17 protein-coding genes and 1 pseudogene are annotated in these 25821 nt (G+C 69.7%); 7 read left to right on the top strand and 11 right to left on the bottom strand.

The features are described from left to right. The first annotated feature begins 19 nt into the window (after positions 1 to 19). On the top strand, positions 20 to 1738 hold the full coding sequence (locus tag HNV26_RS23385; RefSeq protein ID WP_171444058.1) for a chromosome segregation protein SMC: 1719 nt from the start codon (positions 20 to 22) through the stop codon (positions 1736 to 1738). On the opposite strand, the gene HNV26_RS23380 is transcribed toward HNV26_RS23385, so the two are convergent. The 5 genes from HNV26_RS23380 to HNV26_RS23360 all read right to left on the bottom strand — a co-directional run bounded on the left by HNV26_RS23380 (position 1735) and on the right by HNV26_RS23360 (position 9224). Further along, a complete protein-coding gene (locus HNV26_RS23380) occupies positions 1735 to 3657 on the bottom strand; it encodes a CotH kinase family protein (protein WP_253816944.1) in 1923 nt (640 codons plus the stop codon). The genes HNV26_RS23385 and HNV26_RS23380 overlap by 4 nt on opposite strands. Before the next feature lie 297 nt (positions 3658 to 3954). Next, entirely contained in the window at positions 3955 to 5004 is a 1050-nt protein-coding gene (locus HNV26_RS23375) for an SPFH domain-containing protein (RefSeq protein ID WP_140865644.1), read from the bottom strand. A 198-nt stretch (positions 5005 to 5202) separates the two neighbouring features. After that, the gene (locus HNV26_RS23370) at positions 5203 to 6003 is read right to left on the bottom strand and encodes an ABC transporter permease subunit (protein WP_171444056.1); all 801 of its coding nucleotides are present in this window, start codon (positions 6001 to 6003) and stop codon (positions 5203 to 5205) included. Between the two features lie 3 nt (positions 6004 to 6006). Continuing rightward, positions 6007 to 6924 (bottom strand): ABC transporter ATP-binding protein, encoded by a 918-nt coding sequence (locus HNV26_RS23365; protein ID WP_171444055.1) that lies wholly within the window; start codon positions 6922 to 6924, stop codon positions 6007 to 6009. Then, positions 6921 to 9224, bottom strand: a complete 2304-nt coding sequence (locus HNV26_RS23360; RefSeq protein WP_171444054.1) for an ArnT family glycosyltransferase — start codon at positions 9222 to 9224, stop codon at positions 6921 to 6923. Before HNV26_RS23360 ends, HNV26_RS23365 begins: the two co-directional genes overlap by 4 nt. Positions 9225 to 9490: 266 nt before the next feature. On the opposite strand from HNV26_RS23360, the gene HNV26_RS23355 reads away from it, so the two are divergent. Together HNV26_RS23355 and HNV26_RS23350 are read left to right on the top strand one after the other, a co-directional pair. Next, complete coding sequence (locus HNV26_RS23355) at positions 9491 to 10702, top strand: hypothetical protein (RefSeq protein WP_171444053.1); 1212 nt, start codon at positions 9491 to 9493, stop codon at positions 10700 to 10702. 6 nt (positions 10703 to 10708) lie between these two features. Continuing rightward, positions 10709 to 11587: a hypothetical protein gene (locus HNV26_RS23350; RefSeq protein WP_171444052.1), complete on the top strand. Its 879-nt coding sequence runs from the start codon at positions 10709 to 10711 to the stop codon at positions 11585 to 11587. Positions 11588 to 11762: 175 nt separating this feature from the next. Here the strand turns inward: HNV26_RS23350 and HNV26_RS23345 are convergent, their stop codons facing one another. Next, positions 11763 to 13289: a rhomboid family intramembrane serine protease gene (locus HNV26_RS23345; RefSeq protein ID WP_171452872.1), complete on the bottom strand. Its 1527-nt coding sequence runs from the start codon at positions 13287 to 13289 to the stop codon at positions 11763 to 11765. Positions 13290 to 13424: 135 nt separating this feature from the next. Between HNV26_RS23345 and HNV26_RS38575 the strand changes: the two genes are divergently transcribed. The 3 genes from HNV26_RS38575 to HNV26_RS23335 all read left to right on the top strand — a co-directional run bounded on the left by HNV26_RS38575 (position 13425) and on the right by HNV26_RS23335 (position 15698). Then, positions 13425 to 14429: an FHA domain-containing protein gene (locus HNV26_RS38575; protein ID WP_366816928.1), complete on the top strand. Its 1005-nt coding sequence runs from the start codon at positions 13425 to 13427 to the stop codon at positions 14427 to 14429. After that, positions 14404 to 15030 (top strand): hypothetical protein, encoded by a 627-nt coding sequence (locus HNV26_RS38570; RefSeq protein ID WP_253816943.1) that lies wholly within the window; start codon positions 14404 to 14406, stop codon positions 15028 to 15030. The genes HNV26_RS38575 and HNV26_RS38570 overlap by 26 nt, the downstream gene beginning before the upstream one ends. A gap of 74 nt (positions 15031 to 15104) precedes the next feature. After that, positions 15105 to 15698, top strand: a complete 594-nt coding sequence (locus HNV26_RS23335) for a response regulator (RefSeq protein WP_002634367.1) — start codon at positions 15105 to 15107, stop codon at positions 15696 to 15698. Between the two features lie 34 nt (positions 15699 to 15732). On the opposite strand, the gene HNV26_RS23330 is transcribed toward HNV26_RS23335, so the two are convergent. Genes HNV26_RS23330 through HNV26_RS23320 form a run of 3 tightly spaced genes read right to left on the bottom strand, consistent with a single transcriptional unit; the run spans position 15733 to position 18129 of the window. After that, entirely contained in the window at positions 15733 to 16515 is a 783-nt protein-coding gene (locus tag HNV26_RS23330; RefSeq protein WP_171441433.1) for an enoyl-CoA hydratase/isomerase family protein, read from the bottom strand. Between the two features lie 2 nt (positions 16516 to 16517). Beyond that, positions 16518 to 16730, bottom strand: a complete 213-nt coding sequence (locus HNV26_RS23325; protein ID WP_011555548.1) for a biotin/lipoyl-binding carrier protein — start codon at positions 16728 to 16730, stop codon at positions 16518 to 16520. Between the two features lie 46 nt (positions 16731 to 16776). Continuing rightward, positions 16777 to 18129 carry an acetyl-CoA carboxylase biotin carboxylase subunit gene (locus tag HNV26_RS23320; protein WP_171441432.1) on the bottom strand — a complete coding sequence of 451 codons (1353 nt, stop codon included), beginning with the start codon at positions 18127 to 18129 and terminating at the stop codon, positions 16777 to 16779. A gap of 137 nt (positions 18130 to 18266) precedes the next feature. On the opposite strand from HNV26_RS23320, the gene HNV26_RS23315 reads away from it, so the two are divergent. Next, complete coding sequence (locus HNV26_RS23315; RefSeq protein WP_171441431.1) at positions 18267 to 18656, top strand: hypothetical protein; 390 nt, start codon at positions 18267 to 18269, stop codon at positions 18654 to 18656. Positions 18657 to 18677: 21 nt separating this feature from the next. On the opposite strand, the gene ftsZ is transcribed toward HNV26_RS23315, so the two are convergent. Both ftsZ and HNV26_RS23305 read right to left on the bottom strand, forming a co-directional pair. Beyond that, entirely contained in the window at positions 18678 to 19895 is a 1218-nt protein-coding gene (gene ftsZ / locus HNV26_RS23310; RefSeq protein WP_171441430.1) for a cell division protein FtsZ, read from the bottom strand. A gap of 333 nt (positions 19896 to 20228) precedes the next feature. After that, positions 20229 to 25520, bottom strand: a pseudogene (locus HNV26_RS23305) (Ig-like domain-containing protein); the annotation flags it as partial. Positions 25521 to 25821 lie beyond the last annotated feature (301 nt).

Raw genomic sequence — 25821 nt, 5'->3', positions numbered from 1 at the left:
AAGTAACATGAGGAGCCACATGCACCCAAGGATTCCCCTGCTGCTGGCCTTCGCCTGCTGCCTCACCGCCTGCCCCAAGGGCCCGCCCGCCGATGGCCGGCAGGTCCTTTCCGAGAAGCAGCAGCTCGAGGCGGATGTCAGCGCCATGTCCTCGAAGGCTGAAGCCCTCCTCGAAGCCCAGAGCCGCCTGGTGTGGGACTTCTGGACGGAGGGCCGCCACGTGGACGTCGCCGCCACCTACGCCGGCCAGGAGGCGCTCTTCACCCTCGAGAACATCCGCAGAATCGACCGGCTGCGCCAGCTCACGGACGACGCCCGCGAGGTGCGCGCCCTCACCGCGCTGCACTCGCACTTCGCCGGCGAGTACCTGTCCCACGCGCTGGCCGAGTTCAACGACGCGGCCGCCAATCTGGAAGCGTCCCTCACCTTCCCCTTGGATGGAAAGGACGTGCGCTACCGGGACCTGGAGCGGCTGCTCGCCAACGAGCGCACGGTGGCGCGGCGCCGGGCCCTGTACGCCGCGGCCACGCCCGCGATTGAACGCCTCAACCAGACGCTGCGCCGCCGCGAGGAGCGCGCGGACGAGCTGGTGCGGGAGCTGGGCTTCGCCTCCTACGAGGCCTTCGGCAGCGAGCTGCGGCAGTCGGACCTGGGACGGCTGAGCGTGCTGGCGGAGGAAATCCTCCAGGCCACGCAGGCTCCCTACCGCGTGGTGATGGAGCGGCTGAGCCAGCGCGAGCTGGGCATGGCGTTCAAGGACATCACCCGCGCGGACATCCCCCGCCTGTTCCGCTCGCGCGAGGTGGAGGACGCCTTCCCCAAGGGCGAGTCCCTGCTCAAGGCCCACGGGACGCTGGCGGGCATGGGCCTGGATCTGGGTGAGCTGCCCCACGTCACCATCGACGCGCGGGACTTGAAGGCCAAGAGCCCACGCCCCCTGGCGCTGGCGGTGCGCGTGCCCTCCGACGTGCGCATCTCCTTCAAGTCGGGCACGGGCGTGCTGCACCAGGCACGCGTGCTCCACGAGTTCGGGCACGCGCTGCACGCGGCCTTCACCACGGAGACGCGCTTCGAACTGGCGCGCCTGGGCAACCCCACCGTGGGCGAGGCCTACTCCGCCCTCTTCGAGGACCTGGCCGAGGACCCGGTGTGGCTGGAGGAGCACGCGGGCGTCAGCGGCGAGCAGCGCGCGCAGTACCTGGCCGCGTCCAGCGCGCACAAGCTGTTCCTCATCCGCCATGCCGCCGGCCGGCTGCTCTACCAGTTGGAGCTGCACCGCCGCGTCGAGGCCGACCCGAAGGTGCTGTACCGCGAAATCATGTCACGCACCGACGACATCCCGATGACGGACGAGGACACCGAGCGCTACCTCGTGGACCAGGAGGACTTCTTTCAGTCCGCGGACAGCTTCCGCGCCTGGTTCCTGGCGGGTCAGCTGCAGGCGCAGCTCAAGGCGCGCTTCGGCCCCGCGTGGTGGCGCACGTCGCAGGCGGGCGAGTTCCTCAAGACGCTGTGGGCCAAGGGCAACGCGATGTCCGCGCGCGAGGTGGCCCAGGCCATTGGTGAGAAGGGCATCGAGCCGGACGTGCTGCTGCTGCGGCTGGGCACCACGCTCCAGGTGCCCATGAAGCTCCACCTCGAAGGCGTGGAGGACGCCATCCTCCCCGCCGCGCCGGGGCTGGAGGACTTCACCCAGCCCCCACCCGCGCCGGGGCTGGAGGACTTCAGCGCCCCCTAGAAGGGACCGAAGCTCGCTTCCAGGTGCTGGCGCACGCGCATGGGCCGCTGCGTGGCGAAGTCACGCATCGCGTCCACGTAGTAGCGCCACGACTCCACGGACACTGGATAGCCCCAACGCTCGATGTGCGCGGGAATCTCCGCGGCGACCAGGTCGGCCAGCGACTCCAGGTGTGCCGTCACGCGCTCCTCACGGAAGGTGTTGTCCAGGTGCCACTGGAATCGCGACACGAAGCGGCTCTTGAAGTCCGCGTTCGTCAGCAGCTTGCGGATGAGCAGCACGGACCACTCCGGGAGCGTTTCATCCGTCAGCACCCGAGCCAGTGAGTCGTAATTCGCGTCGCCGAGGAAGGCCCCGTCCAAATCGTAGAGCAGCCAGCGCCAGCGGCCGTCCTTCGCGACGGGCCCCTCGGCATCTGGCTCCACGTAGCGCCAGAACTTGACGTTGTTGTGGGGCCAGTCCGTGTTCGCGAAGAAGATCTCCGCGATTTGATAGTCGATGAAGTCGTCCACATCCATCATCGACTCCACGTGGGACAGGTTCTCCGGCAGCGAGAGGTCGTTGTTCCGGACGAAGTCCAGCAGCGCCAGGTAGTGCGACTCGTCGCCCTCCTCGCCAGTGTCGAGCACCCCGTCCAACTCCAGGATGGCCACCTTCTTGCGGTCGATGCCGTGGCGCGACGCGAGGTAGTACTCGTCATACCGCTCGCGCAGCTCGTGCAGGCCCCAGTACTCACCGTTGAGGTACAGGACGGTGGGGCGGCAGGCCTGCAGGTGCAGCGCCGTCTCCCGCAGCAGCCCCTGGAGCGCGCAGTCGCGAATCTTGGAGTACAGCAGGTCCTGTCCCGACGTGCGGACGATGAGCCGCGTGAATTCATCCACCGCCTCGCCGGGGAACACCGCCGCGCGGAAGGTCTTCGGCCCGTAGTCATCCTTCGCGTACAGGCGCAGGCTCTTGTGCGGCAGCGCCACGCTGCCCGAGCCATGGACGCGCACGCCCGCCCCCTGCGAAATCACCGGCTGGCCGTCTACCTCGAACCACTCCACGTGGAGGGGGCGCTCCCAGTCCTTGCCGCTCTGGTGATAGTTGCCGTTGCCCCACATCCAATCCGGCCTGGGGTCCTCCGCGTGGATCCGCCCGGGGACGTAGATGCCGTGCTCGAAGCCAAAGAAGTGCTCCGCGTCCACCGTCAGCGACATCACCGGCAACGGACCATGTGACTTGTCGATGAGATAGCTCCGCGTGCCGGAAGCACCCACGGGCGTGGCGCCCTGGAACTGCTGGAAACGCACCACGGCGGCGCGGCCCACCGGCCCGCGAGGCGGCAGCCATCGCCACTCCACCGGCGTCTCCGGCGGATTCGTGGGGATGAAGGACAGGGGCGCGGGCTCGCCCTGTGAACGCATCAGGACCAACGGCGAGGTGTAGATGGGCGAGTTCGCCGTCGGCGTCGAGCCATCCAGCGTGTAGCGCGTCGTCGCGGACTCGCTCGTGGGCAACGTCAGCAGGGACGGGGGCTGGTAGAGCGCGTGCGGCGTGGCGAAGTCCAACGGCTGGAGCGCCAGCGACGCGCGGGCCGGGGTGCCCGAGCCGTCATGCGCCACCACCTCGATGGAGTGCCTCGGCGCGCCGGGCAACCATTGGATGCTCCACTGGTCACCATTCACCTCGGCCCAGCCGAGCAGCACGCCGTCCACGTGGACTTCCACGGCCCTGATGTCGCCCTGCCCCTGGATGGTTCCCCGCAGGAAGCCGGACGCATTGTCCATGCCATCGATGGACACGTACGGAACGGACTGCTCTTCCCGCGGCTCTTCAATGGGCGGAACGACCGGCGCCGGTGGAACATCCTCACGGCAGGCGGACAATGAAATGGTGAGCCACAACAACGCCGAGCGGGACTTGAAACGAAGGGGCATCAACGCCTGTCTCCCTGGGAACGAGCGGCCGGCACATGGCTGGCACGGGGACGTCCGGCCCGCAGGAATACGCTCCTCCTGCGACACGTCCCCCACGCGCCCGTGCACGGCGCACGCCATCTGAGTCCCCAGGTGGGGCGCCCTGAAACGTACACCGTGCGACGACCGCGGCGGCCGCTATGTAGCGCAGGGGACGTTTGAGGTCCATCCAGCCCCAGGGCATGTCAGGGAAAGCACGAGAGCCCCCGCCCGGTGTCGGACGGAGGCTCTGGGTACCGCAAGGGCACACGAAGGGAACTACAGGAGCTTCATCAGCTCCGCGCGCTTCGCATTGTACTCCTCGTCGCTGAGGACACCCGCGTCCTTCAGCTCCTTGATTTCCTTCAGGCGCTGCGCGGGGCTGCGCGTGTCCGCCGGGGGCGCCGCGGGCGCGGGCTCCGGAGGCCGCTGCTGGTGCTGCTGCTGGTTCATGAACTGCTGGGCCATGCCGAAGCCCATGCCCATGCCCATGCCGCCCAGTGCGTTGCCCGCGCCACCACCGCCGTCACCGCCCTTGGCCATGCCCTCGGCCGCGCCGAGCATCGCCTGGCCCTGCGCGTACTGCTGGAAGCCACCGGCCAGACGCGAGTACGCCACGTCCTTGCCCAGCTTCTTCAGCGTCGCCTCGTCCTCCTCCTTGATGGAGACGTGGAAGTTGCCCATCCGCACCACGGTGAGGCCGTAGCCGTCCACGTGGGGCTTGAGCCCGGAGATGACCTCGGTCTCGATCTCCTCGGTGTACGCGCCGCTCGTCACGTCGAGCAGCGGCCAACGCTTCTTGACGAGCAGCTCCGCGATGCGGTCGCGCGTCACCTTCAGCACCTGGTTCTTGAACCAGCCGAGCAGTTCGTCGTTGCCGGTGCGGCCCATGCCCACCAGGCCCACCACCAGGCGCTCAGGGTCCGTCACACGGATGGAGAAGTCGCCGTACACCATGGTGCCAATGCCCAGGCCCGTCTCCGGGTCGCGCACGTCACCGATGGGGCCACCGAACTTCACGCCGGCGAACTCCCGGGTGGAGACGAAGAAGATTTCGGAGATGAAGAGGTTGCCGCCCGTGAAGCCTTCGATGAGGCGGGACAGGAACGGGATGTTGTTCGTGTCCAGTGAGTGACGGCCGGGCCCCAGCTTGCCCTCCACCTTGCCGTCCTTCACGAAGAGGGCGACCTCGTCCGCATCGACGGTGAGCTGGGTCAGCATCCGGACGTTGTTCTCCGGATACTTGTAGATGATGTCGCCCTTCGCCGAGTCCGCCCGGGCGATGAAGTTGCGCTTCGCCTCACCCTTGATGCTGTCGAAGATACCCATTGCCGTCAGCGCCTCCGTGGCCGCGTTGGCAGCCGGTCAACCCGCGCCGCCACCCCAACCCTTTTAAGAGCATGGCATCCCGGACGAAAGCGCGCGCGCTCGCGTACCGGCACCTGCTCGCAACATGCCAGTTTTACTGGCGAAAGCCTAGCCGCTCGGCGGGCTGGATGCCCTGGAAAGCGACGGCCGGCGGCCGCGCTAGCCCCAGCGGCTCACCAGCCGCTCGCGGTCCAACAGGCGGATGCTGGCCCACAGCAGGAGGGCGTCCAGCACCAGCACCACGGCGCCCTGGAGCAGGTAGTAGCCGAAGCCCGCCTTGAGCACGCCCGCCACCTGCCCCCCCACCATGCCCACGATGGGCAGCACCACCAGCGCGGACAACTGCTGGGCCATGCGCGCCTCGCTCACCCGGGCGGAGATGAGCACCGCCACCCCGTTGCCGAAGAAGGCGAACAGCGGCGCGATGACGAACACGCCGAAGGTCCACAGCGCGTTGGGCATCAGCGGCATCTTCACCAGCGGCCACGCGACGATGTCCACACCTACGCAGAACACGACGAAGGCCGTCCACGTAATCGCCACGGAGGGCACCAACGCCGCCAGGCTCTTGCCCGTCACCAGCTCCGCCGCCGTCACGGGCGAGGCCAGGAGCGGCTCCAGCGTGCGCCGCTCCTTCTCCCCCGCCACGCTCTGGGACGCGATGAGGATGGGCACGAACACCGGCATCACCAGGAACATGCCGAACCAGTCGGTGAGCGTCTTGTCGATGAGGAAGCGCGCGGCGCTGGCGCCCAGCGGCAGCGTGGGGTCGTAGAAGAGCGCCACGCTGCGCAGGTCCGCGTGGTCCGGCGTGCGCACGTACGTCCACACCACGCCAATGGGCACCAGCACCATGACGGCCGGGAGCACCATCATGGACACCAGCAGGCCCACGTTCTTTCGCAGGTCCAGGAAGTCCTTCCAGAACACCGCCAGGGCCCGCTTCGGACGGAACGCCATGGGCTACCCCCTCCCCTCGCGCAGCAGCTCCAGATAGACCTCTTCCAGGGGACGCTGCGTGGGCACCGCGCTGTGCACCCGCGCTCCCGCTCCCACCAGGCACGCCACCACATCGGGCGCCTGCGCGTCGTCCGCCAACATCACGCGCAGCTTCGGCCCTTCGGCCAGCACGTTGGGCGCGAAGGGCAGCTGGGCCAGCGCGACACGAAAGCGCTCCGCCTCCCCTTCCACGCGCACCTCCAGCGCCTGCCCCGCGTGCCGCAGCTCGCGGACGGGGCCCATGGCCAGCAGGCGGCGCTTCACCACCGCCACGCGCTCACACAGGCGCTCCACCTCCGCCAGGTTGTGCGAGCACAGGACGATGGTGCGCCCCTCCGACGCCAGCTCCGCCACGGCGTCGCGCACGGTGCGCGCCGACTCCGGGTCCAGGCCGCTGGTGGGCTCGTCCAGGAAGATGACCTTCGGGTCGTGCACCAGCGTCCGGACGATGGCCAGCTTCTGCCGCATCCCCTTGGAGAAGCCGCCCACCGGCTCCTCCTCGCGCCCACCCAGCCCGAAGCGCTCCAGGTAGTGCCGGGCCCGAGGCCAGGCCGCGGCTTCGTCCAGCTCATGCAGCTTCATGAAGAAGCGCAGGTTCTCCCGCGCGGTGAGCCTGTCGTAGAGGCCGGGCTGCTCGGTGAGCAGGCCCACCACCTTGCGCAGCGGCTCGCCGTCGCGGTCCACCCGGTGGCCCCACACGGTGGCCTCGCCCTCGGTGGGCTGAAGCAGTCCCGTGAGCATGCGCACCGTGGTCGTCTTCCCCGCGCCGTTGGGCCCCAGCAGGCCGAATACCTCGCCGGACCGCACGTGGAAGGACAACGCCTCCACGGCCACCCGGTCTCCGAAGCGCTTGCCCAGGTCCTGGACGTGGATGCCGCTCAATCGATGGTCACCAGGACGAACTTGTTGTTGATGTCGCGGTCCACCGGCGTGACGACCTTGTCCGAGCCCACCGCGGTGCGCAGCAGGTTGAGCCGGTTGTGCTCCACCAGGGCCCACTCACGCCCCGGCCGCTGCGCCAGGGCGCGAATGCGCGCGTTCGCGTCCGACACGCGGTACTGCTCCACCGTGTTCTGCGAGTAGAACGTCTCGCCGCGCCAGTTCATCATGTACGCGACGATGGGCTCGCCCGCCTGACGCTGCGCGTAGTAGCGCCAGAAGAGGTCGCGCTGCGTCCAGTGGTGGGACAGGTCCACCCAGTGGTTCCAGTTGAACCAGAGGGCCATGCCCGCCGCGAGCACCCAGAAGGTGCCGAACAGCATCGCCCGCGCCCGCATCAGCGACGCCACCACCGCCATGCCGCCCGCCACCGCGAAGGTGAAGCCCAGCGTCTTCTTGACGTTGACGGGCTCCGACAGCGCCTTGAGCAGCGAGTCCTCCGCCGCAGGCTGACGGAAGCCCCGCACCGCGAACGCGATGCCCACCACCGCCAGCACGCCGGCCAACGTCTGGAGCGACGCGCGGCCCTCCGCGCCCGGCCGCATGGACTCCCACGCCAGATAGCCCGCCACCGCCAGCACCGCCACGCCCACCAGCGCCTTGGCGGACACCTGGGCCTGGGCGCTCACCGCGCCCAGCGTCGCCACGCCGCCCAGGAGCAGCATCAGCGCCACGGCGCGCGCGCTCGGCGTCGTCCGGGCCCGCCCCTTCGCGGAGAAGGCGTCGAAGGACAGGTAGACGCCGAAGGCCAGCAGCACCAGCGTCACCAGATCTCCCGTCCACAGCGGCCGCGAGGTGAAGAACGCGATGGGCTTCGTCACCAGGTCCTGCGGATAGGTCCGGTCGTAGTTGTAGACGAACAGGTCGGTGAAGATCTTTGGGTTCTCCGCGATGTTCTTCCCCACCAGGACGAAGAGCATGAACCCGAAGATGAGGCTCACCGCGTGCGCGGAGATGCCCTCCTCCCACAGCCGGTCGATGAAGAGCGCCAGGAGGACGGCCACGCCCGGCAGCACCGGGAAGACGTAGTGGTGGAACTTGGTGGCGCTGGACGACAGCAGCCAGAAGGAGAAGGCCACCCACAGCACCGCGATGATGGCCAGGTGGTCCGCCGCCTTCTCCGAGCGCAGCTTCAGCCGCGCCACCACCGCGAAGGCGCCGGGCAGCAGCGCCACCCAGGGGAAGATGGCGAAGCCCCCCTGCTCGATGAAGTAGATGAACGTGCCGCCCGGCGTGGTGGTGTGCACGCCCGCCGTGAGGCGGTTGAGGTGGTCGTGGACGAAGAAGCGGTACCAGAAGAGCTTGCCCTCATCGTCCACGGAGCCGAAGAGGGACAGCGTCAGGTACCAGGGGCCCGCCACCGCGAAGAACACCAGGATGCCCGTGCCCAGGTGCATCTTGAACATCTGCCCCCACAGCACGGGCATGGGCCGCCGGCCCTCGCGCACGTCCTGGCGGAAGCGGGACTGCGTGAGCCACTTCAAGTGCGCGTCCAGGCTGTCGCTGTCCCAGGGGATGACGGACAGGGCCGCGTACAGCACCAGGATGACGGCGGGCAGGCCCACGCCCAGCAGGCCCTTGGCCAGCGCGGACAGGCCGGCGAAGAAATAGAAGCCGTACCACCAGGCGGCGCGGTGCTTCGTCGTCGCATCCAACTGGCCGATGAGCGCGCACGCCATGGCGCAGATGAAGGTGGTGACGAAGGGCGTGTCCGTCACCGTCTGCCGCGTGAGCAGGAAGTACAGCGGCATGGTGGCCAGCACGAAGCCGGTGGCCAATCCCGCGCGCCGGGACACCACGCGCGCCACCGCCAGTGACAGCAACGCCACCGCGGTGATGCTCAGGAGCGCGAAGGGCATCCGCATGCCCCACTCCGTATAGAGGCCCAGCATCCCACCCGGGTTCGCAGCCCCCACCACGTTCATGCCCAGCGCCTGCATCCACATCGTGAGCGGCGGCTTGGAGAAGAACCACGAGTTCTCCCAGAAGGGGTACACGTAGTCCTGGCGGACAATCATCATCCGCGCGACTTCGCCGTAGTGCGTCTCCCAGGGGTCCCAGAGCCCCACCGCGCCTAGGTAGGGAAGGAAGAGCAGGGCCGCGAAGCCCGCCGTGGCCGTCACGACGCGCAGACTGAGGGACAGCTCCAGCCACCGCTTCGCCCACTTCGCCTGGAAGAAGTCCTTGCCGAGGATGGCCTCGACGAAGGTCTGCTCCCGCTGCTGTTCGACTTCGCTCTCCACGGACTGAAGCTCCTTGAGTCGTTCCGGGCGGTGGGCGGCCCACCCTCGGCAGGACGCGGCGTTATATCCCCGCGGCCCCCTCCGGTCGACCACCGCCAACGGCCGCTGCCGTGAGCCTGACTGCGCGCCGCTGTGCAGGGGGATGTACACGACAGGGGCGTCAACCCCGCGAAAGCACGGCTCCTGGGCAGAGGCACGGCGCTTGAATCGCCCAGGGCCGGCGGTGCTTCCCGAGGCCGACGGGACGTCGCCACCGAGGAGACATCATGCTCGCCCCCGCAGTGTCCCTGGCTTGCGCCCTCTTGCTCGCGCAGCCAGGGAACGAGGCCCCCGTCCTTCAGCCGCCCGCCACGCCGCTCCCCTCCCAGACGTGGCACGCCCCCACGGTGTGCATGCGGCTGCCACCGACGAAGGACGTTCCCTCCGGCGAGTGGCGGGCCCAGTGTGACGACACCGGCCAGGTGTGCCGGGTGTCCCCGTTGAGGGAGCTGGACGCCGAGGGCATGGAGACGGACCGGCTGCAAGCGAGGGTGACGACCTGCTCCATCACGTTCGATGAGGAAACGGCGGAGCGGGTGAAGGGGTATCGAATGGAGCCGGCCCGCGCGGCGGCCCCACCCGGCTGGTACCGCGACGAGCGCGGGCGGGTGATGCAGTTCAACTTCGACCTGAACCGGCGCGTCTGGCTCGGAGGTGCCTGGGCGCCCCTGTGGCATGACGGCCAGGTGCAGGGCCGCATGCGCGCCGACTTCGGCATCGCGGTGGAGGCGCCGTCCCACCGGGGGAAGCGGCTGCACCGGCTCCGCTTCCTGGAGACGGAGCTGCACCTGGGCGTGCCCTCGCTCGACCTGACGGCGGCGCGTTACGACTTCAGCGTCGAGCGCGACGACCCGCTCTTCCGCGTGACGACCTTCTTCGGCAAGCCGCGACGGCATGACCTCCACCTCAACCTGGGCTTGTGGATGGAGACGCTCCGCGTGGAGGAGCTCGAACGCGGCGGCGAAGTGGGGCGCTTCCTCACCTGGGGCACGCTCCACGCCACGGTGGACCTGTGGCGTTCGAAGGACCTGGTGTCCTACGTGCGCGTGCGCGCCGGTCCCTCCTTCGAGCGGGACTCCGTGAATGGCTTCAACACCTTCGTCCCCGGCGCGGCGCTCGAAGCAGACCTGACGCTGGACCAGGACGGATTCCACCATCTGCGGCTGGGAGTGGAGGCGGAGAAGGTGTTGCTGGCCCCCGCCGTCGCGGGCCGCCCGCTGAGGCCAGAGCGGCTGCGGCTCCAGGCCGGCTACGAGGTCATCATCCTGGCCATCAACGACCAGCCGTTGAGCCTGCTCGTGGATGGCCGCGGCATGAAGCGCGGCGACATCGCGGGCGTCCCCGAGCAGTGGGAATGGTCCGCGTCCGCGGGCCTGCGCTTCTCCCTCTGGGCTCCCGCGCGTCGCTCCGCGCCCATGGCCACGTCCGTGAAGGAGTAGGCCCCCATGCTGATGCTCGGACTGGCGCTGCTGCTGGCCACCGCCGCGGACGTGCCGCGGGGCGTACCCGATGACGACGCCTGCGTGGCCCTGGACGAGCGCGGTGAGCGCTACCCCATCTGCTTCGACCCCGGTGACGGCTTCGTGGTGGGCACGCGCACGCGGTTCAGCGGTTCGGCGATGGCGCAGGCGGTGCGCACGGGCGTGCACATCCGAAGCGGACGCAGCAGCCGGAGCAAGGGCTCGCCCTGGTTCAACAACCACCGGCTGCTCGGTCTGGAGGCGTGGGATGGGGAGCAGCGTGGGCTCACCTTCACGGCGTATGACGGGACGCTGCGCCGGCACCTGGAGGAAGGCTTCATCCTGGTGCCCACGGCGCGGCCGGCGCGCATTCCCTTCCCCTTCGACGTGACGGTGGCGCTGCGACTGGGGCACCTGGAGCGCCGCGTCTGGGAGGGCCCCGGTTGGACCTTGGAAACGGGACGGCTGGGCCTGCTGCTGGACCCGCTGCGCGCGGAGACGGAGCGGGTGTGGTTCGGCGTGGGGCCCGCCGCCGGGCACGCAGCGCGGCGTTCCCGGGAGGGCGTCTCGCACACGGTGGCGCCCTTCACCGAGCTGATGTTCGACGCGGGCCTGGAGTCACGGGACGGACTGTGGGCCCTGCGCGCATCGGGGCTCGCGGGCTGGAGCATCGGAATCGAGCGTGGGCTGTACTTCCGCGCCAGGACGGACGTGGGCCTGGAGCGCGTCGTGCTCGCGGTGGCGGACCAGCCCGTGGTGCTCCAGGTGAGCGGGGCCTATGTCCACCGGGACGCGGGGCTGGACCGGCGCAGTGAGTGGACCGCGAACGTCGGGCTCGCGGTCCGGGTTTTCGGTGCCCGATGATGCGCGGCATGCGGCCCTTCCAGTCCCCCCACGGGCCACCGTCTCGTTCAAGGTCATCAACAACGACGTCCTGCTCGAGGACGAGGACTGAAGCCCGGCGCTGGCTCACGTGGCCGACATTGGGGTTCTCCGCGATGATTCTCGGGAGCCTCCCCCACACTTTCCGACCTGGTTTTCAGCGGGGCGGCGCGGCCTCCAGCACCGTCCGCAGCGCGAGCTCCGCGGCGCGCAGCCGGGCATCCTGAGGGTCCACCCGGCGCGCTTCCACCAGGCGCTCCAGGGCCCGCGCGACGTTGCCGCGTGACAGCTCACAGCGCACCCCCGCCTCCAACGCGCCCGTGTCCCAAGGCCCGTACACCCGCGCCTCCGCGGCGGCGTGACACCCTTCCTCCACCCGCGATGACTCCAGGAGCGCGCGCGCCAGCTCGACACGCGTCTCTACATGAGCGGGCGCCAACCGCACGGACTCGCTCAACGGCGCCACTGCTTCCTTGGGAAGGCCCAGGCGGCGCAGCACTCCGCCCAATGCGCGCAGCGGTCCAGATGCCCCCGGGACGAGCAGCGCTCTGGCCCGCGCCTCGCGCAGGACGGACGGCTCGTCGAAGCGAACCTCCGCCACCATCCGGTCCATCACCTCGCGGTAGGCGGGGTACGCCGCGGGCCAGGTGAACACGAGCCGGTACACCCACTCCCCCCGTGGCACGAAGAGCGCCATCAGATGAGTGGGCCCCCCTGGCCCCTCCAACTCCGCATGCAGCCGCTGCGCGCTCCGCCCGCCCACGCGCGCCGCCACCGGCCCCGTCACCTTCAGCGTCCGCCCCTGGGGGCTCGGAGCGCCCAGCACCAGCACCTCCTGCTGGAACTGCCACGCCTGGACCGAGCCGTCTCCTGGCTCTCCTGTCTCGATGGCCTCCGCCGAGAAGGTCGCGCGGCCACGCCCCGGCAGTCCATTGGAGAAGACCCGCCGGCCCTGCCCATCCACGTCGCCCCGCCAGTCGCGCGGCAGGGCCACGGAGAGGCCAAAGCCGTCATCCCGCTCCGTGCGCCAGACGGAGCGCTCCGCCACCACGCCCCCCGTCACCACCACCGCCGCCACCACCATCCCCACCGGGCGCAGCCAGCCCGTGTCCGGGTGCCAGCGCGGCTCCAGGAAGACGCCGGCCAGCAGCCCCGCGAGCAAACCGCCCAGGTGCCCCGCGTTGTCCACGCCCACCGACGTCCACCCCATCCATAGGAAGACGAGCACGGTGGGCACCGCGGCCTCGCTGGACATCCACCGCGCCGGCAGCTTCGCCCGGTGACGCCGGCCCAGGACGAGCAGCGCACCCACGCAGGCATATACGAGCCCAGAAGCTCCTACACTCACGCCCCCGGAGCTGCCGAGCGAGCCCGCCATGGTCGCCAGCCCCGCCGCCACCAGCAGCGCCGCGTAGTCCCGGCGCCGGCACAGGCGCTCCAGGCCGCTTCCCGCCGCCAACAGCACCAGGACATTGAGCGCCAGATGGGGGAAGTCCCGGTGCAGGAAGTGGGCGGTGACGAGCCGCCAGACCTGGCCCACGTCCACCACCAGGGGCCCCGCCTTCGCGCCCCACCGCAGCAGGGTGTCCAGCCCCACCGGCCCCGCGGCTCGCGCCGCGCCGTGGATGCCCACCAGCACGGTGGCGAGGATCAACGTGAGCCAGGGCGCCCCCCCAAGTCGCATTCCACCGGCCGATTGACCGATGGACAACAGCCTCGCCTGCCCCTCTTCCTCGGGAGAAAGTCGTGTCTTTTGAGGGGGATACATGGCTTGTACAGGGAAAGGCCGTTCTGCTATGACTGTACGCGGATCGGACCCGTGCTGAAGCTCATCATCGAAGACGACGAGGGGCGCAAGACCGTTGTTCCTTTCGTGCGTGACGAGATCACCATCGGCCGTCAGGAGGGAAACACCATCCGCCTGACGGAACGGAATGTGTCTCGCCGTCACGCACGATTGGTGCGACTCAATGGCCACGTCGTAGTGGAAGACCTGGGGAGCTATAACGGCACCCGGATCAACGGCGAGCGAATCGCGGGTCAGTCGCCCCTGAAAGAGGGTGACCTGGTCCAGATTGGCGACTACGACCTCGCGCTCCAAGCGGAGGGCGCGGCCAACGCCGTAGGCCCCATCACCACCAAGGTGCCCGCCCGCCGGCCGGAGCCCGAGCCGGAGGAGGACGACTCCGACGACGAGCCGGAGGAGAGCGAGCACACCCCTCCCTCCCTCAGCGCCGCGGACGCGCGCCGTCACTCCACCTCCATCATCCGGTTGGACCAGGTGGAGGCGGAGCGGCCGCGCAAGGTGGTGGACGTGCCCGCCGAGGACGCTCCCCGCCTGCTCGTGCTGTCCCCGGACGAGCTCAAGGGCCAGGAGTTCGCCTGCATCCGCACGGAGCTGCGGATCGGCCGCACCGACGACAACGACATCACCTTGGATCATCGGTCGCTGTCGCGCACCCACGCCAAGCTCGTCCGCGAGGACGCGGGCGAGTGGCGCGTCATCGACATGCAGTCCGCCAACGGGATGACGGTCAACGGTGAGAGCTACGCACAGGCCACGCTCGCCACCGGTGACATCATCGAACTGGGGCACGTGAAGCTGCGCTTCGTCAGCGCCGGTGACGCGTCGGACGACGTGGCCCCGGACGGCGGCTCGCGCTCGAAGCTGCCCCTGGTGGCGAGCCTCGTGGCCCTGCTGCTCGGCGGAGGCGGCGGAGCCTTCTGGTACATGAACCAGCAGGGCACCCAGCCGACCGCGCCCCCCGTCATCGCGCGGACGCCCACGCGGCCCCTCCATGGAGGAGCAGCGCGCGGTCGCTGACAAGGCGATTGCGGCGCGTGACTTCGACACGGCCGTGGACGCGCTGGAGCGCATCAAGGATGCCAACGGCCAGCGCCCCCGCGACGTGGAGACCCGGCTCGACGAGGCGCGCGCCGAGCAGTTGATGAAGCGGCGGCTCGACGACGTCCGCAAGGCCCTGGGCGACGGCAAGCTGCCAGAGGCCGAGGAAGCCCTGCGCGAGAGCGCCGCCACCAAGGCGTTCGCCAAGGAGTACGCGGCGCTGAAGACGCAGGTCGCCGAGGCCCAGAAGAAGGCCGCTCCGCCCGCCGCGGTGCCCACCTCCGGCACGGAGAAGCCGCCGCCCGCCGCGCAGTCCGCGGCCGCCAAGGCCCAGGCGGAGGGCTTCGATCACATCAAGGGACTACGCTACCGGCAGGCCATCGAGCAGTTGAACAAGTGCCTCGACCTGGAGCCCACCCGCGCCGAGTGCCACCTCTACCTCGGGTCCGCCTACGCGAACGACAACCAGCCAGAGAAGGGCGCGGTTCACTACAAGCGATTCCTGGAACTTGCGCCCAATCACGCGTACTACGAGCGCGTGAAGGGTTTGGTCGAGAGTTACGAGAATCCCAAGAAGTAGTGGTCTGCCGGAATCACCCCCGCCCCCCGGGGGTATTCCGGTCCCATGGCACTGAACTGCAGCGAGGAGACGCTGTGCAGATTCGCATCCTGGTAGTTGATGATGAGCAGGACAACTGCGACTACCTCAAGCTGGTCCTGACCCGTGAAGGCTACGAGGTCGTGACCACGACGGACCCCACCCAGACGGTGGAAATCCTCCGGGGCTCCGACTTCCACCTCGTCATCCTCGACATGATGATGCCGCAGATGTCGGGCACCGAGGTGCTGGAGCAGATTCGCAAGTACGACACGGACGTGGCCGTCATCGTCGCCACCGCGTACCCCACGGTGGACACGGCGGTGGCCTCGCTCAAGGCGCAGGCCTCCGACTACGTCAAGAAGCCCATGGAGCCGGAGCAGTTCATCACCGCGGTCCGCAACGCCCTCCAGAAGAAGGGCTTGTCCCAGGACCCGGAGGCGGACCTGCACCGCGCCATTGGCCGCACCATCCGTGACGCACGCAAGACGCAGGAGCTCACGCTCAAGCAGCTGGCGCGGCGCACGGGCCTGTCGGTGTCGCTGCTCTCGCAGATTGAGCGCGCGGAGTCCTCCGCCTCCATCTCCTCGCTGTACAAGATTGCCTCGGCGCTGCAGCTGCGCATGGGCGAGCTCTTCGGCGATACCTGATGTCGCCGTGGCAGTGCCCCGCCGGCCGCCCTGACTAGCGGCCGGAGAAGCGGGGCGGGCGCTTTTCAAGGAAGGCCGCCCGCCCCTCCTTCGCGTCCTCGCTCCCGAAGGCCGCCGCGCGCAAGCCGCGCAGCCGCGCCCGGTCTGCCTCCTCCAGCGGGGCCCGAGCCAGACGCCCGAAGGACTCCTTCATCCCCGACACCGCCAGCGGCGCATGGCCGGCCAGGGTGGCGCACAGCGCCAGCGCGCGCGCCTCCGCGTCCGCCAGGCAGTCATCCAGCAGCCCCCACTCCAGCGCCTCCCGCGCGCTCAGCTTCCGCGCCGCGAGGAAGAGTTGCTTGGCGCGCGCCACGCCCACCAGCCTCGCGGCCCGGGCCAACCCCTCCGGGGAGTAGACGATGCCCAGCTTCGCGGGGGGCATGAGGAAGACGGCGTTGGGCGTGCCAATGCGGAAGTCGCACGAGGCCGCCAGGTCGAAGCCGGCCCCCACCGCGGGGCCCTCCACCAGCGCCACACTGGGCGCGGGGTGGGACTCCAGCTTCAACAGACACTCCACCAGCAGGTCATCCGGCAGCCGTCCGCCCGCGCCCGGGGGGCCCAGGTGCGTCAAGTCATAGCCGGAACAGAAAGCCCCGCCCGCGCCGCGCACCAGCAAGGCGCGCACATGCGGGGCGGGCTCCAGCGCCGCGTCCAGCCGCGCCAGCAGGCCGTCATCGAGCGCGTTGCGGCGGGCCGGGTTGGACAGCGTCAACACCCGGACCCCGTCGTCGCGGTCCTCGACGTTCAGCGAAGCACCTGTCGCGACGACGGGCTCCACTGCTAGCCGAGCACCACGAGGACATCGCCCTCGTTGACCGACTGCGCCTCCTTCACCCGAATCTCCTTCACCGTCCCGCCATCCTCTGCCTCCACGGGCATCTCCATCTTCATGGATTCGAGGATGACGAGCGTGTCGCCCGCGTTGACCTGCTGGCCGACCTGAACCTCAATCTTCCACACCGTGCCGGTGATGTGCGCCGCTACGTCCGCCATGAATCCGTGCCTCCTCAGGGGTGGTTTGGGGCTGGAGCGAGCCCCGCTACGCCGGCTTGGCGTGGTGCTCCAGGAAGTGCGTGTCCAGCTCGCCGGCCTGGAAGGCCGCATCCTGCACGATGCGCAGGTGGAGCGGGATGTTCGTCTTGATGCCTTCGATGCGGAACGACTGGAGCGCCGCCACGGAGCGCTCAATCGCCTGCGCCCGCGTCTCACCGGTGACGATGAGCTTGGCAATCATCGGGTCGTAGTTGGGCGTGACGGTGTTGCCCTCGCCGTAGCCCGCGTCCAGCCGGACGCCCTCGCCCGTGGGCGGCTGGAACACCTTCAGCGGCCCGGGAGACGGGAAGAACTTCACCGGGTCCTCGGCGTAGATGCGGAACTCCAGCGCCGCCCCGCGCCGCTTCACGTCCTCCTGCTTCACCGTGAGGCGCTCGCCCGCGGCGATGCGCAGCTGCCAGCCAATGAGGTCCAGCCCCGTGGTCAGCTCCGTCACCGGGTGCTCCACCTGGAGGCGGGCGTTCATCTCGATGAAGTAGACCTCACCATCCGAGTAGAGGAACTCCACCGTGCCGGCGTTCGCGTAGCCGAAGGCCTTCGCCGCGGCCACCGCGGCCGTGAAGAGCTTCTGCGCCAGCTCCGGGCTGCGCCCGTCCGCGAACAGCACGGAGGGGGCCTCCTCCACCACCTTCTGGTGGCGCCGCTGGATGGAACACTCCCGCTCCAGGCAGTGGATGAGGTGGCCGTGCTGGTCCCCCAGAATCTGGACCTCGATGTGCCGGGGCGCCGGGAAGTAGCGCTCCACGTACACGCCTTCCTTGCCGAAGGCGGCCTTCGCCCGGTCCGTGCACTGGCGGTAGACCTTCTCCATCTCCGCGGGGTTCCTGGCCACCGCCATGCCAATGCCGCCGCCGCCGCTGGCCGCCTTGACGAGCACCGGGTAGCCGATGCGCTCGGCCTCCGCCAGCGCGCTGGCCACGTCGGGCACCACGTCCTCGCTGCCGGGCACCACGGGAACCCCCGCGGCGGCCACCAACTTGCGGGCCTGGCTCTTGTCCTTCATCCGCGCCATGGCCTCGGGCGGCGGCCCCACGAAGATGAGCCCCGCGTCCGCGCAGGCCTGGGCGAACTCGCCGTTCTCCGACAGGAAGCCGTAGCCCGGGTGGATGGCCTGCGCACCCGTCTGCTTCGCGGCGTCCAGGATGGCGGCGGTGTTGAGGTAGCTGTCCTTGGCCGGTGCGGGGCCGATGCGCACCGCCTCGTCAGCCTCTTTCACGAAGGGCAGCTCGGCGTCCGCGTCCGAATAGACGGCGACCGTCTTGAGCCCCATGCCCCGGGCCACCACGCCGATGCGGCGGGCAATCTCTCCCCGGTTGGCGATGAGCAGCTTCTGGAACATGGCGAAACCCCTGCGGTGCGGGTGCGAAAGGGCGGCGAACCTAACCCTCGCTCCCTCTCAAGACAAGGGTGCGAACGGACGTGCAACAGGTCCCTACAGTCCAGTAAATTTGCGGGTCTACGAGGCGGTGTCGTACCTTGTTCCCCGTGACGCCCCCCACCTCCTCAAGCCCTGGCGGCGTGGTCAATCTGCACCACGCGCGGCGCGCCAAGCGCCTGGACCTCTACCGTGGCCGGCACACGGACCGCGTTCGCTTCGTACGCACCACGCTCGAGACGTTGACGCAGAGCGGCACCCTCTTCACCGAGGAGGGCACGCGCCGCGGCCTCTCCCTGCTGAAGGCGCTCCAGTTGCTGCAGCGGGCCCACGCGCGCCTGGAGGAAGTGTCCGGCGACGGCGTGCTGCCCGCGGCCCGGCTCCCGGAGCGCGTGGACGCGCTCTATTCGGAAGTCGACGGCCTCTTCGCCCGCGCGGACACCCTGTCCGCACGCGACGATGCCAGCGTGGCCCAGCTTCCCGCTCGCTGAGCCCCGCGTCTCCCCTGCCCCTTACGGCAGTTCCGTCTGGCCCTGCCGCCGCAGGAAGGTGGGGATGTCGAACTGGTCCTCGTCCAGCGGCAGCGGCGCGTCCTTCACCACCGCGGTGCGGGCGCTCACCGACTTGGCGCTCTCCACGGTCAGGGGCCGCGAGCTGCTGCCCTTCGTGGGCACCAGGCTTGCGACTTCCTCGCGCGCGTTCGCGAGCACGGACGGCGCCGGGCGCGACAGCGGCACCTGCACCACCGGCGCCACCGTGCGGACCTTGGGCGAATCACGGTGCACGAAGCCCGTGGCGATGATGGTGATCTTCACCTCATCCGAGATGTTCTCGTCGATGAGCGAACCGAAGATGATCTCCGCCTCGCTGTCGGCGGCGTCGTGCACCAGCGTCAGGGCCTCGTTGACCTCCTGCAGGGTCATGTCGCGGCCACCGGTGATGTTGATGAGCAGGCCCGTGGCGCCGTCGATGGAGACGTCCTCCAGCAGCGGGCTGGCGATGGCCTGCTGCATGGCAATCAGCGCGCGCTTGTCACCGGTCGAGTTGCCCGTGCCCATGAGCGCGATGCCCTTGTCGCTCATGATGGTCTTCACGTCGGCGAAGTCGACGTTGATGTAGCCGTGGTACTGGATGAGGTCGCTGATGCCCTGCACGGCGTTCAGCAGGACCTCGTCCGCGCGCTTGAAGGTCTCCAGCAGCGGCATCGGCTCGTTGGAGAGCGACAGCAGGCGCTGGTTCGGAATGGTGATGAGCGTGTCCACCGCGGCCTTGAGCTCCACGATGCCCTGCTCGGCTTGCTTGCGGCGCTTGTTGCCCTCGAAGAGGAAGGGCTTGGTGACGACGCCCACCGTGAGGCAACCCAGGCTCTTGGCGATGTCCGCGATGATGGGCGCGGCGCCCGTGCCGGTGCCGCCGCCCATGCCGGCGGTGACGAACACCATGTCGGCGCCCTCGAGCACCGCGGCAATCTGGTCACGCGACTCCAGGGCGGCCTCGCGGCCCATCTCCGGGTTGGCGCCCGCGCCCAGGCCCTTCGTCAGCGTCTGGCCCAGCTGAAGCCGGGTGGGCGCCTTGCTCGCGGCGAGCGCCTGGACATCGGTGTTGGCGGCGATGAAGTCCACCCGGTCCAGCTTGGACAGGATCATCGTATTGACGGCGTTGCAGCCGGCCCCACCCGCCCCGACGACCCGAATCTTGGCGGCCTGCTTGTTCTGATCGAACTGGTCCATGGTGGTCCTCTCGCCCGGAGTCGCGCGGTGCAGCGCACGTGCTCCCAACCCCCACAATCATCAGCAAGTCCCACGCTTTGGCAAGTATTCCGCTACGAGCCTGTAGCGGGATGCTGCGCGTCTGAGTCCTGACGCGCACTTACGCCAACCCATGGACGTGCAGGCGTGCGACCCGGTGGGTGAACTTCGCCCCTTGACTCGCGATACACGGCACTGCCTGGCGGGTGGAGCGCAGCATGCCCCAAAAAACGACGGGTGGCCCCGAAATCTCTTTCGGAGCCACCCTCGCTGAAATCACCCGGTGTGTTTCACCGGAAATTCAGAGCCAGTGGGTCAGCGCGCCTCGCGTTCCACTTCCACCTTCCCCACGCGGAGGATGGTGAACCCCACGCGGCGGTTGTTCTCACGGCCCTTCGCCGTCTTGTTGGTGTCCACCGGCTTCGTCTCGCCGTAGCCCACCGCCTCCATGCGGCCCTCGGCGATGCCCTCCTTCACCAGGAAGGCGCGCACGTTGTTCGCGCGGCGCTGGGACAGGTCCAGGTTCTTCGCGTCGTTGCCCTGGTCGTCCGTGTGGCCCTCGATGCGGACCAGCTCCACCTGCGGGTTGGCGCGCAGCACCGCGGCCACCTGCTTCAGCAGCGGGAACGAGCGGGCCAGGATGACGTCCTTTCCAGTGGCGAAGTAGACCTTCTCCAGGATGACGATGCGCTCGCCGTCCACGAGCACCTTCACCTTGCCCTTGTCGGGGCAGCCGTCCTCGTCCTGGAAGCCGTTGATGGTCTCCGGCTCGTTCGGGCACGTGTCCGCCGTGTCGGGGATGCCGTCCCGGTCGTTGTCCGGGTCCGGGCACCCGTCCTCGTCCTGGAAGCCGTCCTTGTCCTCCGGGTCGTTGGGGCAGCGGTCATCCGGATCCATGATGCCGTCGCCATCCGTGTCCACCGGCGGCGGAGGCGGCGCCACATCCGGGCAGCCCTCCGTGTCCTCGAAGCCGTTGACCGTCTCCGGCTCGTTCGGGCACGTGTCCGCCGTGTCGGGGATGCCGTCCGCGTCGTTGTCCGGGTCCGGGCAGCCGTCCTCATCCTGGAAGCCATCCTTGTCCTCGGGCTCCGTCGGGCAGGCGTCGTCGATGTCCAGGATGCCGTCGCCGTCCGTGTCCACGGGCGCGGCCTGCTTCGGCTCGCGGGACGGCTCCGGGCTGTAGCTGAAGCCCGCGAGCAGCCGGAAGCCCGGCGTGCCGTAGCCGCGGGTGAGCCCCGGCCCACCGCCCACGTGCGCGGAGAAGCCGCCCAGCGCGCGGTACTTCAGCGCCGCCAACAGCTCCAGCGGGCGCTCCTCCGTGTCCTGCTGCTCCAGGTTCACCGCGCCCACCAGCGTGGCCGCGAGCGCCAGCGGCACCTCGCTCACCGTGAAGGGCAGCTCGGCGCCCACGCCGTAGGACACCGCGTTGCCCAGGTTCAGGTTGCGCAGCTGCTGCTTCTCCCGGAAGTCCACGCCCACGTTGGCGGCCACGCGAAACCGCTCGCCGTATTCAGCCACCAGGCGCGGCTGCACGCCCACGCCCGAGCCCCCGAGGAAGTCGGAGCCGCCGCCCGTGGGCAGCACCACCGGCACCGTCAGGGCCAGGCCGAAGGAGCCCTCCTCCAGGAGGCGGGCCTTGGGCACCAGGCGCAGGTCACCGATGCCGCCCGAGCCCACGCCCTGGGCGAAGGACGGGTCCACCATGGGCGCCGCCTGCGAACGCTGGAGCGTCACCGGCAGCAGCACGCCGAGCTCGAAGCGGTCGAAGAGGCCCACGGAGCCCATCAGGTCCACCCCCACCTGGCTGCGCACCAGCGCGGTGATGAACCGGCCCGAGCGCGGGTCCATGAAGTTGAGCGGCTTGTCCGCGTAGTTGACGGACACGCCCACGTTCCAACCCAGGTGGGAATGCACCTGGGCGCTCTGGACGCCCAGGATGTCCTTCGAGCTCGGCCCCGGCTTGTACTGCTGCACGTCGATGGACTGGGACGCGGACAGCGTGGGCACCTGCGCCACGGCCGGCCGCGACACCATCAGGACCGCCAGCGCCAGCACGGCGGCGGCGGCCACAGGGGCCCCAGCGGCCCGCCCCGCCGAGCGGCGGAAGCGGCCCAGCAGGGGCAGCCCGAGCAGCAGCAGCGCCAGCGGCGCGAAGGTGCCCGCCCCGCTCGAGCTGCACCCACGGCCGGAGATGACGAAGTCGTCGTTGCCGTCCAGCGGGTTGGTCCCGCCGGTGACTTCCTCGCCGTCGTTCACGCCGCCGCCGTCCGTGTCGGCGTTGTTCGGGTCCGTCTCGCCGTTGTCGAAGGAGCCGTTGCGGTTGGCGTCCTCCGCGCCGTCCAGCAGGCCGTCGCCATCCGTGTCCGGGTTCAGCGGGTGGGTGGGGTTGGAGCCACGCACCTCCACGCCGTCCGTCAGCCCGTCAGCGTCCGTGTCCGGGTTGTTCGGGTCCGTCTCCGTGCTGTCGACGCGGCCGTCGTGGTTGGCATCCTCCGCACCGTCCAGCAGACCGTCACCATCCGTGTCCGGGTTCTTCGGGTCGGTGGTGGTGCGCGGGTCCGCGTCCGGACGGAAGTTGGGCGAGTTGCGGTCCGTGTCCGCCGGAGCGCTCTCCAGCGTCACGCCCATCTCCGTGCCATCCAGGATGCCGTCGTTGTCGCTGTCCGGATCCAGCGCGTCGATGAGGCCGTCACCATCCGTGTCGGTGATGCCGTCGATGCCGTCCGGCACGCCGTCGTCGTCGCTGTCCGCGTCGTTGGGGTCCAGGCCCCGCGCGATTTCGGTCGCATCATCGATGCCGTCGCCGTCGGAGTCGACGTCGTCCGCGGGGTTGAGCGGATCCGTCTCGCCCGGGTCCACCCGGCCGTTGCGGTTGGCGTCCTCGATGCCGTCACGCACGCTGCCGCCGTCCGTGTCGGGGTTGAGCGGGTCCGTCGTCGTGGTCGGGTCGGCGTCCGCCACGAAGCGCGTCATGTCCGTATCGGCGCCCTGGGGCTCGGCGAGGCCCAGCTCCAGACCGTCCGACAGCAGGTCGCCATCGGTATCCCCGTTGTTCGGGTCCGTCTCGCCGTCATCGACGATGCCGTTGTGGTTGGCGTCCTCGTTGCCGTCCAGGATGCCGTCGTCATCCGAGTCGTCGTCGAGCGGGTCCGTCCCCGCGGTATTCACCTCGATGCCGTCCGGCAGTCCGTCACCGTCCGTGTCGGGGTTCTCGGGGTCGGTGCCCAGCACGACCTCCTCGGCGTCCGTCAGGCCGTCGCCATCCGTGTCGGCCGCGACCGACCAGGTGTAGGTCGCCGGCGTGCCGTCAACGTTGCCCGCCTCATCCACCGCGCGGACGCTCAGCGTATGGCTGCCTTCCGCCAGGCCCGTGAAGGTGGCCGGGTCCGAGCACGACACGTACGCCGCGCCGTCCAGGCTGCACTCGTATGTCACCGGGGATTCGTCCGAATCGAAGTCGAACGTCGCGGTGCCAGGCGCTTCCGTCAGCGGCGGGCCGGAGAGGATGAGAGTGTCCGGCGCGGAGGTGTCCACGATGAACGTGTGCGTCACCGTCGTGCTGGTGTTGCCCGCCTCGTCCTCCGCCGTGACGGACACCGTATGGGGGCCCTCCGCCAGTGTGTCGCCCACGGGGAGCGACCAGTTGCCGGACGGGTCGGCCACCACCGTCCCCACCGTGACGCCATCCACCACCACCGTCACCGTGCTGCCCGGCTCCGTCGTACCGGAGTACGTCATCACCGGCGCATTGAGCACCTCGCCGTCCGCGGGCGTGGTGATGACCACCACCGGCGGCGTGAGGTCCACCGTCCACGCGTACTGCGCGGGCGTCGGGTCCACGTTGCCCGCCACGTCCACCGCGCGCACCAGCAGCGTGTTGTCACCGTCCGGCAGCGGGCCGAACTGCGCCTGGGCCGGGCACGCCGTGAAGGGGGCGCCATTCAGCGAGCACTCGTACGTCACCGGAGACTCGTTCGAGGAGAAGACGAAGTCCGCGGTGGCCACGTTCGTCAGCACCGCCGGGCCACTGTCGATGGCGGTATCCGGCGCCGCTGTGTCCACCGTGAAGGTGGAGCTCGTCGAAGCGCTGGTGTTACCCGCCTCATCCGTCCCCGTGACAACAACCGTGTACGGGCCGTCCGCCAGCGTCACCGGCGGCGTGAAGCTCCAGTTGCCACCCGCATCGACCGTGATGGGGCCGTAGGTCGTCCCATTCAGCGTCAGCATCACGAACTCAGCGCCATCCGCCGTGCCGATGATGGTCACCACGCCGTCACTCAGCACCGCGCCGTTCGCGGGCGAGGTGATGAGCGGCGCCACCGGCGGCGTGAGGTCCACCGTCCACGCGTACTGCGCGGGCGTCGGGTCCACGTTGCCCGCCGCGTCCACCGCGCGCACCAGGAGCAGGTGGTCCCCCTCCGCCAGGCCCGTGAAGGTCGCGGGGTCGGCGCAAGCCACATAGACGCCCCCATCCAGGCTGCACTCGTAGGCCACGGCTCCGCCTTCCGAGCGAAGGTCGAAGGTGGCGGACGCGTCCCGCGTCAGCAGCGCCGGGCCGGAGTCGATGAACGTGTCAGGCGCCGTCAGGTCGACGATGAACGTGCTCGTCACCGGACCCGCGGAGTTGCCCGCCGGATCGACGCTGGTGATGGACACCGTGTGCGGCCCCTCGTCGAGCGGCTCCGGCACGGTGAAGGTCCAATTGCCGTTCTCATCGACCAGGATGGGGCCGTGCGTGGCGTCGCCCACGTCCAGGTAGATGTTGCTGCCCGGCTCACCCGTTCCCGTCAGTGTCGGCGTCCCAGTGGCAACCGCCTCCTGGTCCGCGGGCGAGTCGATGGTCGGCAGCGTCGGGGGCGTGAGGTCCACCGTCCACGTGTACGTCGCGGGCGTCGGGTCCATGTTGCCCTCCGCGTCCACCGCGCGCACCGCCAGCGTCTGGGCGCCCTCGCTGAAGCCCGTGAACGTCTGCGGGGCCGAGCAGTCCTCGAAAGGACCACCGTTCAGCGAGCACTCGTACGTCACCGGGCCCTCGTTCGAGCTGAAGTCGAACGTCGCGCTGGTGGAGTTCGTCACCGCCGGCGGGCCACTCACGATGGTGGTATCCGGAGGCGTGGTTTCGGAGAGCACGGTGAAGGTATTGGTGTTGCTCAGCACGGACGACACGCCCTGGAGCAGGGCGTAGGCATTCACCGAGTGAGCACCGACGGACAGATCCGCGGTCGGCGTGAAGCTGAAGTTCCCCGAGGGGTCCGCCGTCACGCGGGCCACTTCGACGCCATCCACGAAGATGATCACCGTGGAGTTCGCGGGGGCGGTACCGCTGAGGACCGGACGAAAGCCCGTGGCGGAGCCGTTGGCAGGCGTCACCACCACGGGGGCCGCCACACTCGCCGGAAAGCCACCCGGCAGGATGCTGACGACACCCGGGCTGCCCGGAGCGGCGCCATACGTGAACCCATCCAGCGCGTCGGCGTCCGGCTGCGTGCCCGCTCCGCCACCCGAGACGACCGGGCTGCACCCGACCGTCTCGCCCTGAATCAGCGCACGACCACCGCCGCCGCCGCCGCCCGTTCCGTGCTGAGGATACGTGGTGCTGCCACCATCACCACCACGGGCCGTCACTGCATTGGCCGAGCAAGACAGGGCGCCGGTGACGCGCACATACACGGTGCCGCCAGCGCCAGCGCCGCCCGCGGCGTCATTGGCAACCCCGATGGCGTTGCCACCCGCGAACCCGTCCGCCGACACGCGACCGGCCCCAGAGAGCGAGGCCCCGCGGATGAACACCCAACCGCCACCCGCGCTCCCCCCGCCAGCCGCGCCGTCATTGCCATGGCCCGCGCCGCCACCGCCGCCGAACACCGCATGGGACACCGCATCGAAGGTCAGCGGGGCCCCGCCGGGC

It is taken from the genome of Myxococcus xanthus (assembly GCF_013116825.1).
In the GTDB taxonomy this organism is placed as follows: domain Bacteria; phylum Myxococcota; class Myxococcia; order Myxococcales; family Myxococcaceae; genus Myxococcus; species Myxococcus xanthus_B.
This window is presented reverse-complemented; position numbering and strand designations above follow the sequence as displayed.

Bases quoted from the DNA above. Each gene is read 5' to 3' on its own strand.
- HNV26_RS23370 (WP_171444056.1), bottom strand. From the start codon at position 6,003: ATGGCGTTCCGTCCGAAGCGGGCCCTGGCGGTGTTCTGGAAGGACTTC.
- ftsZ (WP_171441430.1), bottom strand. From the start codon at position 19,895: ATGGACCAGTTCGATCAGAACAAGCAGGCCGCCAAGATTCGGGTCGTC.
- HNV26_RS23320 (WP_171441432.1), bottom strand. From the start codon at position 18,129: ATGTTCCAGAAGCTGCTCATCGCCAACCGGGGAGAGATTGCCCGCCGC.
- HNV26_RS23375 (WP_140865644.1), bottom strand. From the start codon at position 5,004: ATGGGTATCTTCGACAGCATCAAGGGTGAGGCGAAGCGCAACTTCATC.
- HNV26_RS23355 (WP_171444053.1), top strand. From the start codon at position 9,491: ATGCTCGCCCCCGCAGTGTCCCTGGCTTGCGCCCTCTTGCTCGCGCAG.
- HNV26_RS38570 (WP_253816943.1), top strand. From the start codon at position 14,404: ATGGAGGAGCAGCGCGCGGTCGCTGACAAGGCGATTGCGGCGCGTGAC.
- HNV26_RS23345 (WP_171452872.1), bottom strand. From the start codon at position 13,289: ATGCGACTTGGGGGGGCGCCCTGGCTCACGTTGATCCTCGCCACCGTG.
- HNV26_RS23325 (WP_011555548.1), bottom strand. From the start codon at position 16,730: ATGGCGGACGTAGCGGCGCACATCACCGGCACGGTGTGGAAGATTGAG.
- HNV26_RS23350 (WP_171444052.1), top strand. From the start codon at position 10,709: ATGCTGATGCTCGGACTGGCGCTGCTGCTGGCCACCGCCGCGGACGTG.
- HNV26_RS23385 (WP_171444058.1), top strand. From the start codon at position 20: ATGCACCCAAGGATTCCCCTGCTGCTGGCCTTCGCCTGCTGCCTCACC.
- HNV26_RS23380 (WP_253816944.1), bottom strand. From the start codon at position 3,657: ATGCCCCTTCGTTTCAAGTCCCGCTCGGCGTTGTTGTGGCTCACCATT.